Source organism: Lelliottia wanjuensis (assembly GCF_030238365.1).
Taxonomy (GTDB): domain Bacteria; phylum Pseudomonadota; class Gammaproteobacteria; order Enterobacterales; family Enterobacteriaceae; genus Enterobacter; species Enterobacter wanjuensis.
On record NZ_JASSOT010000025.1, the window covers coordinates 1 to 744 of the forward strand.

1 protein-coding gene is annotated in these 744 nt (G+C 56.2%); it reads right to left on the reverse strand.

Going from position 1 to position 744, the window contains the following annotated elements; all coding sequences use genetic code 11:
- The coding region (locus QQF33_RS03375; RefSeq protein WP_285157380.1) for an OmpA family protein at window positions 1-744 on the reverse strand (744 nt) is incomplete at both ends.

Below are 744 nucleotides of genomic sequence, written 5' to 3' on the forward strand. Positions count from 1 at the left end.
CGACACGCCGGTTATGCGCACGGCCATCAGGCATGTCGTTTGATGCAATTGGTCGGCTGTCACCGTAACCCTGCACGGCAAAACAACTTTCCGGTACGTCCCCGGTATCACGCATCCAGTTACGAACGGCCTCTGCTCTTTGCAAAGACAGAGTCTGATTTAACTGAACGCTGCCGGTATTGTCTGTGTGGCCGCTGACCACGATAAGCCAGCCTGGTCTGGCTTTGATTCCGACCAGCGAGTTGACCAGCATTTTGGTGGAGCCCGGTTTCAACACGGACTTACCGGAATCAAACAGCGACATGCTGTCGAGACGAACAATTTTCGGTACTGGTTTGGGTTCAGGTGCTGGTGGAGGAGTCCAGGTATCGATAGCCTGTTGCAAGGCCAGCCACAGTCGTTGGCCCGGGTAATAGCCCAGGCTGTAACGCAAAGGCTCTCCCTGACGCTGCCAGCGTTCAAGCAGGAGCGCATCCTGCTTCAGGGCGGCCAGTGATTCTGCCTTAGGGCGATAGTGGTTCATCGGGATTGCATTCCAGCGCTGTAAATCGGTGCTCACCTGACGGATCAGGTCACGGTTATTGAGTGCAGAAATACCCAATGCAGTCAGGGCACATAGCCACATCAGCAGGATTATGCGACGGGTACGGTGGCCCCCCTGCACAGTCGATGCAAAAGGAGCCAGCAGCGGCAGAACCGCATCCGGAAACAGACTTGCCGGATCTGTCTGCCCTGGTTTTCGGG